This window comes from Chitinophaga sp. YIM B06452 (assembly GCF_039655965.1).
GTDB lineage: Bacteria > Bacteroidota > Bacteroidia > Chitinophagales > Chitinophagaceae > Chitinophaga.
Genome location: NZ_JAWLKY010000001.1, coordinates 117,140 through 130,994, shown reverse-complemented (window position 1 = coordinate 130,994; position 13,855 = coordinate 117,140). Strand labels below are relative to the sequence as shown.

The window sequence follows — 13,855 nt, the reverse complement described above, 5'->3', positions numbered from 1 at the left end:
AAGATACTGGAATAGTAGCTCTAATTGCTATTTCATTGTTCACTGTATACATTACATCCCGATTCTTCGGGATGTTTTTTTTATATCAACTATCAGCGGGCCGGCTTGCGGTCCATATGGAAAACCAGCTTGCCGCCGTTCATAATGTCTTCGTGGTGGATGAAAGGTTTTTGCAAGGTCTTCCCGTTCAGCACCACTTTCTTCACATACACGTTCTGCGCGCTTTGGTTCACGGTTTCCACGGCGAAGGTGTTCCCGTTCTCCAGCTGGATGGTAGCGGATTGTATGGCAGGGCTGCCGAGGGCGTATTCTGTTGAACCGGGGCAAACGGGGTAGAAGCCGAGCGTGCTGAAAAGGTACCAGGCGCTCATCTGCCCGCAGTCGTCGTTGCCGCCGAGGCCGTCCGGCGTGGGTTTGTACATTTTTCCGAGGATCATGCGGATGCGTTCCTGCGTTTTCCAGGGCGCGTCCGTCCAATTGTAGAGGTAGGCGGCGTGATGGGCGGGCTCGTTGCCGTGCACGTAGTTGCCGATGATGCCTTCGCGGGTAATGTCTTCCGTTTCTGCAAAAAATGCATCGGGCAGGTGCATGGTGAAGAGGGAATCGAGATGGCCGGTGAACTGTTTGCGGCCGCCCATCATGGCGATCATTTCAGCGGGATACTGCGGCACGTACAGGCTGTAGTTCCAGGCATTCCCTTCAATATAACCCTGGCCGTGCGTGCTGAGCACGTCGAACTCTTTGCGGAACCCGCCATTGCTGAGGCGGGGGCGCATGAAGCCGGTGGAGGGATCGAACACATTGCGGTAGTTCAGGCTGCGTTTGATGAATTCGTCGTAAAGGTCCCGGCGGCCGAGCTTTTGCGCTACCTGTGCAATGCACCAGTCGTCGTAGGCATACTCCAGCGTTTTGGAAACGGAAGAGCCGTTCTTGTCTTCCGGCACGTAACCCATCTGCATGTACCATTCCAGGCCATCGTAGGGTTTGTAGCGGGCGGTGTTGGCGCATGCTTCCAGCGCCTGCATGGCGTCGTAGCCTTTGATGTTGCCTTTCATGATAGCGTCTGCGATCACGGATACGCTGTGGTAGCCGATCATGCACCAGTTCTCATTGCCCTGGTGGCTCCATACGGGCAGCATTTTGTGCACGCTCTGGTTGTAATGCTCCAGCATGCTGCGCACCATATCCGCGTTGCGTTGCGGCTGCAGGATATTGAACAGCGGGTGAAGGGCGCGGTAGGTATCCCAGAGGGAGAACGTGCTGTAATTCGTATAACCGTTGGCGGTATGGTTCAGCTGGTCGATGCCGCGGTAGCCGCCGTCCACATCCATGTAGGTCGTGGGGCCGAGATAGGTGTGGTAGAGGGCGGTGTAGAAGTTGATGAGATCGTCGGGCCGGATGGTTTTCACGCTTACTTTGGACAGCTCTTTATTCCATGCGTCCTGGCTTTGCTGTTTCACCGTTTCAAAATCCCAACCGGGTATTTCAGCTGCGAGGTTGCGCCGGGCGCCTTCGGTGCTCACGGGCGACAGTGCGAATTTCACCTGTACCTTTTCTCCCGCCCTGGTATCAAAATCGAACCAGGCGCGGATGTTACGGCCGGCCATTTCAGGGAAGTTCTCCGCCTGGTTGAACTTGCGCCAGAAACCTTTGTACACGTCGTTCGCATAATTGCGGTGGCCGTACTTTTTGATGGGCTTGGAAAAGGTCATGGCGAAATAGAGCGTCCGGGTGCGGGCCCAGCCGTTGGTCTGGCGGTAGCCGGTTACCAGCGTGTCGTTTTCCACCCTTACGAATGTCCATACATTTTTGTTGTCGTAATTGTAGATGCCGGCCATCAGGTCCAGGATGATGTGGGCATCGCCGCCGGAAGGGAAGGTGTACTGGTGAAAGCCCACGCGGTTGGTAGCGGTAAGCTCCGCGAGGATGTTGTGATCATCCAGCTTTACTTTGTAATAAGCGGGCTCAGCGGTTTCGTTGTTGTGCGAAAAGCGGGAGCGGTAGCCGTTCTCCGGGTGGTCTGCCGTGCCGGGGTTCAGCTGCAATGGGCCGGTGGTGGGCATAATGAGGAAGTCGCCCAGGTCCGAATGGCCGGTGCCGCTGAAGTGGGTGTGGCTGAAACCGGTGATGGTACGGTCTGTGTACTGGTAGCCTGCGCAATATTTGTATACGTCAGGATTGTATTTGCCATTCATTTCATAAGGAATGGTATCGGTATCCGGACTGAGCTGCACCATGCCAAACGGCACGGTGGCTCCCGGGTAAGTGTGCCCCATCTTCTCCGTGCCGATGACCGGTCTTACGTACTGTACGGGCTTTTGCGCATACAGCAGGGTCGGGCAGGAGAGTAACAGGATAAAGGAGAATTTTCTCATGCTACAGGTAATTGATTTTGATCCTTTCAAAGATAAATCGTTTTAGCGTAGGTAGGTAGCGGATTTGCGGGAACTTTGGTTGTTATGACAGACAATTTAAAAAATACCGGTAAGCAGGATGATATGCGGATTAACGTAAATCAACCCCGGGAGTTAAAGTCCTGGTCACTAAAGCTCGGAGTTTCACAAGAGAAGCTGAGGCAAGCTATGGAAGCCGTCGGGCCGATGGTTAAGGATGTAAACTAGTATCTTGGAAAATAGTTAGAACTAAAACATCGTGCATGGCTTGATTGAAAGAGGGTGCCTCAAAATTATTGAAGCACCCTCTTTCTATGATTCAGAATGATAGCTGTATTAAGTTTTAGAAACAAACAGCATCAAGAATAAACAATTACGAGGTAACCCTGTATGTAAAACCTTCCGCCCCTTGATGGTAGTCGGAAAACAAGATATTATATAGGGTACGACTTTTTAATTCGCCAGGGATCACATTATATGTTTGAATATTATCGATTTTATGCTGAAAAAGATGATAATGATCAATAAACTGATAGCCACTATAAACTGATGGAATTACTTTCTCAGCAATCGTTTTTAATCCAGAAAATTCAGGGTGCTGAGTGGATAAATTGTGCAGTGAATAATTCTTCCCTGGAACATATTGCTCCAGATTTAGCGCTGGGCCTACAACAAACCTGTCTTCAACATATGCGGAATAAAACGGACTTAACAAAGACAGATCCAAAACAAAGGTCCTTTCACGTTTTACGTCACTAAAAGAGAATCGATCCAGCACCAACCGTAGGGTCAAACTCGGAAATTGAAAGGATGAACAATCAATAGTATCATCATCAACAAACCGCTTCTGTTCAAATGCCGACAATACATCTAACCACGGATGATGAGTTCCAGATTGAATCAAATAAAATTTTTTTCTAACCGTCTCCTCCCAATTTTTATATCCTTGGTATTCTGCAGGTATTATCCGTTGTCCAATTGAATAATACTTCACAACATCGTTCAGAAGCGTAAAAAGTGTTGCTGGTTCCATATAAAATTTAAATGTTAGTTACAATTTCCCCCGTAAACAGGTTCTGATTGCGGGATGCCAGTACCAATACAGGGGCCGGAAGTGATTCTTGCTTTTGGATTAAAGTTTCGCATTAGCTCGTCAAACGTTTCTTGGAAAGTTTCACGGACGATTGCATCGATTAATGGCGTTGGCGGAGGTGGTTGTGGCAAAAGGCTAAGTCTGAGAAGGGTTTCCTCAATTGCACTGTTGTGTAATAAACGGAACGCCTCGGAAGCCATACTGGAATTGAACAAACCATATTCGGGCAGAGTAACACAAACATTAGCAAAGCTCAACGGTATATCTCTTCTGTCAACCCAACTGGTCGATTCAAAGACAAACCTTGGACGAACAAAGTTGATTTGTCCTGTCCAGCTATTGCCGACCTTAGCCATCGGAAAATAATTAATATTTCCACACAAATTTGACCCGGCAGCCCATCCCCGCCAACCGATCGGCCCAAGTGTCGGCCCGCCTCCACCGGAAGGGTCACCAGGCTCTTCTTCTACTGTGCAGAAAAAGAGTTCACCTGCCGGCCCACAGTATGTCCATCCTCCACATGAGCTACCAGTGTAAACACCATTTGTATAGTAATCATTACATGTTTGGCAATAATAATCTATTGTTACATTAGTACAGGTCACGATCTTACCATTCGGGTCATGTTCAATATATCTGACCTTCTTTATTGCTTTACCTCTTTCAAATTGCCAACCGCCCATGAATTCGTCCTTTATGCTATGATAAAATACCATTCCTGAAAATGCGGTATCCATTTTCCTATACTTAAATTTTTCGTTTGTGCTTTGACCTAGAGTATATCTTTCATCCGGTTGGACAGTCATTCGTAAAAGCTCAAAGCCACCATTATCAAACCGATTGAAAATGATAAAATTATGTCCAACCTGTTTCTGTATCTCGTCAATGCGTTGTAGTGGGCTGTTTTTTAATCTAATGTTGTAGACCCTTGGATTTGTAGAAGCAACCGGCATTTGATAAACTGTGCTATTTTGAAGCCGGTATACGATTGCTTGCTCCCATAAAATTTTTTCCCTTCTACCCGTAATCTTCGCGAGAGTATCCATATTGATAGACCTCTTAAACAAGTTCTGTACTCCTAAAATGCCACCAAATATATCCGCACGAGGTGGCTCTGCAGGAGGATCATCTTGGGATGTACAGGAACTTAAAAGAAAATACTAATAAAAAATAGAATTGTGGTGGAACGAAATTTTTTCATAGAGTATTGGATTTTGAAGGGTTATAGAATTAAAGTCAATAAACAACGCCTGTAAAAAACCATTGATGTTGCGAATGTTGTAACATTTCGCTGAGTCAATAAATTAATAAAAACTCAAATGTTTTTGGAGAGGTATTTTGGGTGCTTGAGTTGAATTTATATCGCAATAGCTACTGACTGGATTTCAAACAAAACGAATAATATTTTTTAGGGCAAATGACTAAAAATCATAGGCAATTTAAAAAAAAACTCCCTTAATGACAAAAATCATTGTTGCGATATCGTATCAGTATCTCTTTTCTGCACGACGGAGCTGCTGGCTTTGACAGAAACTTGTGGTTTTCCCCATGGAACAAGAGGCCGCAAGGGTTTTCGAAAGGATTCCTGAGGGAGATTGAACCGGCCTCTTGTTTTTGTGTTTTGTATTTTACGCTGGGTTATTACCCGGCATGCCGGGCAGGGTCGAAAAGTAAGGCGGTGCAGAGACAGTTCTTACCGCCTTTGGAGCAGAGGATGCCGTGATTCACGCAGCTGCTGCAGCCTTTCCAGAACGCGGGGTCCTGCGTGAGCGCGTCAAAGGTGACGGGCTCGAATCCCAGCCGGGTATTCAGTTTCATGACGGCCAGGCCGGTGGTAATGCTGAATATTTTTGCGGCCGGGTACAGCGCGCGGGAAAGCCGGAACACCTGCTGCTTGATAAGCGCTGCCACCCCTCTCTCCCGGAAAGCGGGGGAAACGATCAGGCCGCTGTTGCTCACGAACCGTTCCTGCTCCCAGGTTTCCAGGTAAGAGAAGCCGGCCCAGATGCCTTTGGCGGTGAGGGCGATCACGGCTTTGCCCTGTAATATCTTTTGTACAATGGAAGCCACGGAACGTTGGGCGATGCCCGTGCCGCGCGCTTTGGCGGAGGCTTCCATTTCTGCGGTGATGGCTTCGGCAAATTGCACGTCTCCCGCTTCCGCAGGGCGTACAATGATGGCTTCCTGTTGGGCGGTGCCGGGTATCACGGCAGGCGCCAGGGTTTCGGTGACGACGGGGTCGCCTGTTTTCGATGAGTGGTCCATTATGCGTTGTCGGTGTTTAAATGCAGGTGATGCTGCATGTAAAGGTTATAGATCGAAGGCGGGATGAGAGAATACAGCCGGATGCGGCTGATATTGTCCGCCGGGTGCTCTTTGGAAAGATCGGGCACGATGATCCGGGTTACGGCGTTCCTCACCAGCGGGTTTCCTCTTTCGTAGAGGCGGCCTGTCAGTTGCAGGCATTTTTCGAGCAGGGCGTAATTTTTGTTACGCAGCTGGCGGATCAGGTAGTGGTCCAGGCACTGCACCGTTTCATAAATATGAAAAATGGCGGGGAACTGGTGCAGCGGTTTTTTAAGTTCAGGGAGTGCGTCTTCAATTAAAGCAGGCACTTCGTATTGATTTATCATCTTATTTAATATATTTTTAGAAAATCCAGGCAAGCGTGAGCGCGATGAATGTAACGGCTACCATGCCGGTGACCAGGTTTGTAAAGTAAAGCATGCGTTTCATGGGTGGTGAGGTTTGAGGGGCATATGCCAAAAGGCGTTCCGGGCGGGGGCAAAACTTCGTTAAAACCGGGAAATGCAATACAGGCGGGCCTTTTGAAAAAGGATGCGGCGGGCCGGGCAGGGGGCTACCCTTCAGAAATGGAAGGGTGCCTGTCAAAATGAGAAAAATTTATTTTCAGATACACCCTGCGGGGTTTCAAAATCCATCTTTAATATAACACCCTTGTAAGTTTATGGAAGCAGATCTCGAACATATCCGGCAGTTATACCTGCAAAAATTGGCGGGAGGGCTCTCTAAGGAAGAGGAAGCGGAGCTGGAAGCCGCCATGGACGACTCCATGGTGCGCAAAATGTGCAAGGAGCTGGAAGAGTTGTACGATAGCCCTGAAATGCTGAACCTCCTGAAGGAGCGGCCTACCAGCAAACGGTGGGACGAGCTGGCAGAGCATGTCATGAACAGCCAGGACGCTACCCGCAAAACAAGGATCATGGTATGGTGGGCGGCCGCGGCGGGTGTTGCGGTGCTGATCGGGCTGGGCGCTTACCTCCGGTACGATACGGTGCAACAACAATCTATTAACTATTCCGCCGGCCGTGGAACGATCAAGGACAGGCCCCGGGATGTGCGGCTTAAATTGGCCGGTGGTAAAACGATCAGTTTAGAGAACAACGGCTCCCGGAAAGTGGGGGATGTAGACCTGGTATACGAGGCGAAAGCCCTTCATTTCCAGGATAAATTCAACAACAGCGGCCAGATGAATACGCTGGAAGTGCCTTCGAAGCTGGATTATAAAGTGCGGCTGAGCGACGGCACCGAGGTATGGCTCAATTCCATGTCAACCCTCCGTTTCCCGTTCTCCTTTACCGGCAGCACGCGCGAAGTGGAAGTGAACGGCGAGGCTTATTTCAATGTGGCCGCGGATCCGGAGAAACCTTTTATCGTGCATACGCCCGAAGGCAAAGTGCAGGTACTCGGCACCACGTTCAACGTGAATGCTTACGAACCCGGGCATATGATCACTTCGCTGGTAGACGGCGCCGTGAAAACCTCCAATAGCGGGAAGGAGGTAGTGCTCCGCCCCGGGCAGGAGGCTATCTGGGACGAGGGGCGCGAAACCCGGGTGCAGAAATTTGAACCGACGGAAACCCTGGCCTGGATGGAAGGGGTGGTATATTTCAAAGGGGCGGATTTCAGCGTGATCGCTACGGCGCTGGACCGCTGGTACGACCTGGAGCTGAGGGTGGATAGGCCGGAGCTGAACAGCCTGCGTTTTCATGTTCAGCTGGACAAACACAAACCTATTGGTGATTTTATGGAGATACTGCGGGTATCCAAGGGATTCCAGTATCGTGTGGAGGGGCATGTGCTGCATATATTCTAAAAAAGACAATTATTTGACCTTATAACAATCAATTGTTTTATGGACAACACGAATCTCACAAACCGGTTGCAGTACATCTTCCTGTCTGATAACCTCAGTTGGGATGACTTTGCGTACAGGGCGGGTGAAAACGGCGCCAATTTGCGGGAGGAGTTGATGGAATTGCTGCAGGAATCAAGTGAATTATTATCCCGGATCGGGTATCATATAGAAATTGTAAAGAACACAGATAGAATTCGTTGATTTATAAATTGTTAGCCTCTTTTCCCCAGTTAACCATTAAAAGCCGCAGGATCAAATTTTTTACAACCGTATCCTATGGCTATTAACCGAAGATTAACATCTTCCGTTTTTTCTTACTGTGCAAATTTCACTATCTTCAGTGAACGCAAGCAGAATCTATTTACTATTTTAGTGTTACGATTAAAACTCCTTCCCCGGGTAAGGGAAAGGAGTTTTATCGATGTCCATTTTTTAATTTTCACGTTTTACCCAAAAGATCAACGACGCTATGCGTGAAGAATGCACAACACCGAACGATGACCGGCGGAGCCTGGAAACGCTTAAGCAGCTGTTTGACCAGTACCGGCGGGTGCTCATCGTTGAAGCCCAGGTAATTCTGCATGACTATTGGGAAGCGGAGGATGTAGTACAGGATACCTTTATCGTCTTATGGGAAAAGGACCATCTTGCGAATGTTCCGCCGGAGAAGCACAAATCGTATATCTTTTGTGCCGTGAGGAATAATTGTCTCAGTCTTCAGCGCAAGTTGCAAACGGCGGAGAAAAAGAAAGCCCATTATCTCGAAACCGCGCCGCAGTATGACATGAGCGACCTGGGTGAGGCCTGGGAGCTAAGGACCAAGATCAACGAGGCGGTGCAGGACCTGCCCGAGCAGCGGCGGCTTGCTTTTATCAAAGCGCATTTACACCAGAAAACGTACAGGCAGGTGGGCGATGAAATGGGCCTGAAAATGGAGACGGTCCGCAGCCACGTTAAGTTCGCATTGCGCAGCCTCCGGGGGATGCTGAAGCACCTGAAATGAGTTTTCCCAGCTGTTACAATATTAATGCTTAAGCCAAAAAGATCAGAATCCTATCCTTTGCGTAGGATTTTGTTTATTTTATATAGTTAATAAAGTGTAGGTTTAATCCCGTTTGCATACGTTTAACGAAAATCAGAATGAGAAATATTTACGTACGTCCCGGAGAACAGCTGCCTGGCTTGGAGCGTAACGGATCAACCAATAACACCTGTGGGAATAAATACGATGTGTAAAGCCGCTGCTTTCCTGGGGAAACTGATAATGGGTATCGTCCTGGTATGCATGGGCACCGCTTTGCAGGCACAGGTGCGCGGCGACGGAACATGCACCATTGAAGGCACTTACCGCATCGAAGACCTCTTCACCGAAGTACGCCGGCAAACAGGCGTTCACATTAACTTCGAACAATCAGTCATAAGTCCCGACCTGAAAGTAAAGGTCAGTTTTAAAAAAGCCACGCCCGAAGAAGTGGTGGAAAAGATCACCCGCGACCAGCGCCTGACCTGGATATACGTAAAAGGCCAGATCGTTATCAAAGAAGGCGACCAGCCTGCCGTTGTGGAAAAGAAAGAAGAAGAGACGGTCTCCGTTACCGGGTTTGTGACAGACACGCTGGGCAACCCGCTGCCCGGCAGCACCGTGATCGTAAAAGGCACCCTGCGCGGAACCACCACCGGCGAAAATGGCCGGTACGTGCTGGAGAAGATCCCACCCCGCTCCACCATCGTAGTGCTTTCCATCGGTTACCTCAGCCGCCAGTACCGCCTGGACAATGAAAAGATCGTCAACTTCCACATGGAACCCAACGTATCCCAGATCGCGGCGGTAGAAGTAACCTCCGTGGCCACGGGTTACCAGATGCTGCCGAAGGCCCGCACCACCGGGTCTTTCGTGTTGATAGACAGCGCGCTGCTGAACCGGAACCCGAGCCCGAACATATTGGACAGGCTGGAAGGAGTGACGAGCGGTTTGCTGACATTGAGGGCGCAGACCATGAACATGTATTTCATTCAAAAGATGCCAACGATCAATTATACGGGCATGGCGCTCAGGGGCATCAACACTTTATCGCCTAACCAGGTCAATGCAAATCCTTTGCTGATCCTGGACAACTTCCCGTATGAAGGAGACGTCAGGAACATTAACCCTAATGATATTGAATCCATTACAGTTTTGAAAGATGCGGCTGCAGCGAGCATCTGGGGCGCGCGAAGCGGCAACGGCGTGATTGTGCTTACCAGCAAAAGAGGAAAGTACAACCAGAAGATGAAGATCGACTACAACATGAACTTTACGATAGGAGCGAAACCCAACCTGTTTTACGACCCGAACTACATGAGCGCTTCAGATTACATCGAAGTGGAAAGGACTTTGTTTGACAAGGGATATTTCAATAGCGACCTGACAAACCGGAACTCACGCCCGGCGGTATCGCCCGCGGTGGAGATATTGGCAAAGCTGAGAGCGAATGAAATTTCAATTGACGAAGCGGAAGTACGCCTGAACGAGCTGAAAAAGTACGACCTGCGCGACCAGATCTATAAATATTCGTACCAGCGGATGTTTAACCAGCAATATTCCCTTGGCGTAAGAGGCGGTAACAAGGATTTCGCATATTACCTTTCCCTGGGGCATGACCGCAGTAAGGATAATCTCGTGAATAATGGCCGCAACCGCACCACGGTAATTTCATCGAATTCCTTTAAACCGGTGAAGAAGATGGAAGCAAGGACGTACCTGAACTTCAGCCAGAGTAATACGGATATGGGGAATGATGTAAGGTATGGCGGGTTGACAGTCGGAACGCCGAGATATAACGACCTATATCCCTATTCCAGGCTGGCAGATGAGAACGGGAAAGCGCTTCCCGTAACGAAAGACTACCGGGCTATCTATCTGGATAGCGTAGAGAACCTGGGATTTTTGGATTGGCGATATAGACCGCTGGACGAGATGAGGAATAAAATTGAGAATGTAGCTATTCAAAACCTGGTCTTAAAGGTATCTCTGAAGTATAATTTCTCAAAATCGCTGCATGCCCAGTTGCACTACCAGAATGAGAAGCAGATTGTTTACGCAAAGCGGTATTGGGATGAAAATACTTATTATACCAGAAACCTCATTAATAAATTCGCTGGCTACAACCGGGTTACGCGGGAGTTTACTTATAACCTGCCGAAAGGCGGGATCATGGAGATAGGTGATTTTGATTGGAGAACGAACAGCGTCAGGGGGGATCTTAATTTTTCGCAGGTGTATGGTGATCATACGGTTGGGGCGATATTGGGCGCGGAGGCGAGGGAGTTGAAAGCTGAAGGTTCGATAAGGAGGTCAATAGGTTATACTAACGAAAACGGTCCGCCTTCTTCGGCATATAGCGGAAACACGTCTTATCCGTTAAATCCGGCTGGGACATCAACAATTGAAACTGCGGTGGGGCTTAGTGGAAGCAATCCTGGAGTGTTAAATAGATTTATTTCTTACTACACGAATATCGAGTATAGTTTTAAGAATAAATATGATTTGAATCTCAGTGCAAGACGTGATGGGACAAATTTGTTTGGAGTACGGGTGAATGATAAAATATCGCCATTTTGGTCCGCCGGTGTAGGTTGGGATATTCATGAAGAGGAGTTTTTTAAAGCGCATTCGATCAATAACCTCAGGTTGAGGGCTTCTTTCGGGGAAAATGGTAATATATATAATGGAACTGCCTATTTGATAGGACGACAATTTACTGATCCGCTCACGGGGGCTGATGCTTATTCGATTAATGATCCTGCAAATGAACGTCTTCAATGGGAGCGTATCCAGATAACTAATCTGGGGCTAGATGTTTCATATAAGAATAGATTAAATGCAACCATTGAATATTACTTCAAGAAGGGTATTGATTTGATTCAAAGAGTGCCATTGGCTCCTCAAACAGGCTTTGGATTTGCTAACTTGAACTCGGCAGGTACAATGACAAAGGGATTTGATATAACCATTTCTGGAAAGGTTGTGGAAAAACCACTTAGCTGGAATTCTACGTTGATAATTAGCACATTAAAGGATAAGGTTACAAGTATTGAGTTGCCGGCTAATTCTGTTGCAGCTTTGATGTTGAAGGACTCATATCTGACAATTTTAAATGTGGAGGAAAAGCCACTGAAAGGCATTTTGAGCTATAGATGGGCAGGCTTGGATCCAGAGAATGGCGATCCGCTTGGGTATGTTAATGGCCTGAAAAGTAAAGACTATACTGCAATACTAAAAAATACAAATCCAGATAGTCTTGTTTATCATGGCTCAGGTATGCCGACAATTTTTGGCTCATTTAGAAATGATTTGTCCTATAAGGGATTTTCGCTTTCATGGAACCTAATTTTTAAGTTGGGTTATTATTTCAGGAGAACTTCTGTAAACCTTAATTATACCGGAATGTTAAATCAAGGTATGCACAAGGATTACACCAGCAGCTGGAAACAACCCGGTGATGAATTAAATACGTATGTTCCATCTCTAAGGTATCCTGCTAACGATCCGAGGAATACTTTTTATCAGTTGTCTGAAGTATTGGTTGAAAGAGGTGACCATATTCGATTTCAGGATATTCGTATCACATATAACTTCTCCAGATCGGGGAAACCCAAGCTTCCGGTGGACTTTGCTGAATTTTATGTAAATCTGAATAACTTGGGAATTATTTGGCGTGCAAACAAGCACAAACTCGATCCGGATTTATCTAATCAAAATAGTACCGTAAGCATTCCTACCCCTTTTTCGGCTGTCTTTGGTTTAACAGTTAAATTATGATCAATGACTAAGTTGTTTACATTCGCCAGCTTGTTGTGCTTATCTTTCATAAGTTGCAAGAAACAAAATGATTGGTTGGATATTCGGAAGGATCCCAATGACAAAATACTTGAGAAGCTTGCGGATTTTCAGGCAATACTTGATAATACTTTGATTTTTAATTCTAGTTACACGAGTATCGGACAGCTGGGTTGCGATAACTATTATCTAAATGAACAGTATTATAATCTTACCGCCCCTACTGAGAAGAACGCTTATATCTGGAAGAAGGATATCTTCGAAGACAGATTGTCAACTGATTATACTGTTGGATATCAAGAGATCGGTGCTGCAAATATAGTGTTAGATGGGTTGAAGGAACTTAAGATCACTTCCAATGAACAGATTGAATTTGATAATGTAATGGGGCAGGCATTATTTCACCGATCTATAATGTTCTTTGAGCTTGCAAGTATTTTTTGCAAACCTTACCGCAGCCAGACAGCATCTGTTGACCTCGGATTAAGTTTGAAGCTGAGTTCTGATATCTATGAAATTGAGCAGAGAGCAAGTCTAGATGCTACATACAAACAAATTGTTGACGACCTTTTGGTTGCAGCTTCATTATTGCCTAAAATACCTAAATACAAATCCCGGCCTTCGAAATTAGCTAGTTATGCGTTGTTGGCCAGGGTTTATCTAAATATGGGAAACTATGTAAAGGCAAGAGATTTTTCAGATTCAGTGCTAAGCAATGGTGCGGAATTGCTGGATTTTAATGACGGAGTGCCGTCTTTGCTATTGGAATATCGATTTCCAAATTTTACAACAGGGAATAAAGAAGTAATATTTTATAGCGAAGGTATTGGGTATACTGGAATAATACCAGACTACAATTTTGGATATGGTTTTGTCGATACGGTACTGTATAAATCGTATGATGTGAGCGATCTTCGGCGAAAATATTTTTATGAACAAGTTGGACTAAGTCAAGTTAAATTTCGAGGTACATATTCTGGCTCTACATTGAATTTTTGTGGACTTGGAATAAATGAAGTATGTTTAACACGTGCTGAATGCAATGCAAGACTGAATAATATTCAAGCCTCGCTCAGTGATTTAAATTTACTACTATCCAAGCGGTATGAAAAAGGCAGGTTTGTAGAATATGAAACTGATAACAGTGATACTTTGTTAGTTAAAATTTTGGCTGAGAGAAGAAAGGAACTACCTTTTACGTCTCAAATAAGATGGCAAGACCTAAGACGACTTAATATCGATCCCAGATTTGCCACTTATATTACAAGAATTGTAGAGGGAGAAGTTTTTACATTAGCACCTAACGATCCCAAATATGTTTACCCTATTCCTCAAAACGAGATTGATAGGACGGGAATAGCTCAAAATGAGCGGTAGTGAATATGACTTGT

At 46.6% G+C, this 13,855-nt stretch carries 10 protein-coding genes; 5 read left to right on the top strand and 5 right to left on the bottom strand.

What is annotated here, in order from left to right:
• Nucleotides 1-92: 92 nt before the first annotated feature.
• A complete protein-coding gene (locus R3I13_RS00490) occupies nucleotides 93-2,375 on the bottom strand; it encodes a GH92 family glycosyl hydrolase (RefSeq protein ID WP_346315940.1) in 2,283 nt (760 codons plus the stop codon).
• A gap of 84 nt (nucleotides 2,376-2,459) precedes the next feature.
• On the opposite strand from R3I13_RS00490, the gene R3I13_RS00485 reads away from it, so the two are divergent.
• Complete coding sequence (locus R3I13_RS00485; RefSeq protein WP_346315939.1) at nucleotides 2,460-2,621, top strand: DUF3606 domain-containing protein; 162 nt, start codon at nucleotides 2,460-2,462, stop codon at nucleotides 2,619-2,621.
• 145 nt (nucleotides 2,622-2,766) lie between these two features.
• Here R3I13_RS00485 and R3I13_RS00480 read toward each other — a convergent pair whose 3' ends face one another.
• The 4 genes from R3I13_RS00480 to R3I13_RS00465 form a co-directional block, all read right to left on the bottom strand.
• Nucleotides 2,767-3,426 (bottom strand): hypothetical protein, encoded by a 660-nt coding sequence (locus tag R3I13_RS00480; RefSeq protein WP_346315938.1) that lies wholly within the window; start codon nucleotides 3,424-3,426, stop codon nucleotides 2,767-2,769.
• A gap of 14 nt (nucleotides 3,427-3,440) precedes the next feature.
• Nucleotides 3,441-4,532: a hypothetical protein gene (locus R3I13_RS00475; protein ID WP_346315937.1), complete on the bottom strand. Its 1,092-nt coding sequence runs from the start codon at nucleotides 4,530-4,532 to the stop codon at nucleotides 3,441-3,443.
• Nucleotides 4,533-5,127: 595 nt separating this feature from the next.
• Nucleotides 5,128-5,751, bottom strand: a complete 624-nt coding sequence (locus tag R3I13_RS00470) for an N-acetyltransferase (protein ID WP_346315936.1) — start codon at nucleotides 5,749-5,751, stop codon at nucleotides 5,128-5,130.
• Nucleotides 5,751-6,119, bottom strand: coding sequence for a hypothetical protein (locus R3I13_RS00465; protein ID WP_346315935.1), 369 nt, complete (start codon nucleotides 6,117-6,119; stop codon nucleotides 5,751-5,753). Before R3I13_RS00465 ends, R3I13_RS00470 begins: the two co-directional genes overlap by 1 nt.
• A gap of 335 nt (nucleotides 6,120-6,454) precedes the next feature.
• On the opposite strand from R3I13_RS00465, the gene R3I13_RS00460 reads away from it, so the two are divergent.
• From R3I13_RS00460 to R3I13_RS00445, 4 genes are all read left to right on the top strand, one after another.
• A complete protein-coding gene (locus tag R3I13_RS00460; RefSeq protein ID WP_346315934.1) occupies nucleotides 6,455-7,603 on the top strand; it encodes a FecR domain-containing protein in 1,149 nt (382 codons plus the stop codon).
• A 511-nt stretch (nucleotides 7,604-8,114) separates the two neighbouring features.
• Entirely contained in the window at nucleotides 8,115-8,648 is a 534-nt protein-coding gene (locus R3I13_RS00455; RefSeq protein WP_346315933.1) for a sigma-70 family RNA polymerase sigma factor, read from the top strand.
• A 210-nt stretch (nucleotides 8,649-8,858) separates the two neighbouring features.
• Complete coding sequence (locus R3I13_RS00450; protein WP_346315932.1) at nucleotides 8,859-12,446, top strand: SusC/RagA family TonB-linked outer membrane protein; 3,588 nt, start codon at nucleotides 8,859-8,861, stop codon at nucleotides 12,444-12,446.
• Between the two features lie 3 nt (nucleotides 12,447-12,449).
• Nucleotides 12,450-13,841 (top strand): RagB/SusD family nutrient uptake outer membrane protein, encoded by a 1,392-nt coding sequence (locus R3I13_RS00445; protein WP_346315931.1) that lies wholly within the window; start codon nucleotides 12,450-12,452, stop codon nucleotides 13,839-13,841.
• Nucleotides 13,842-13,855 lie beyond the last annotated feature (14 nt).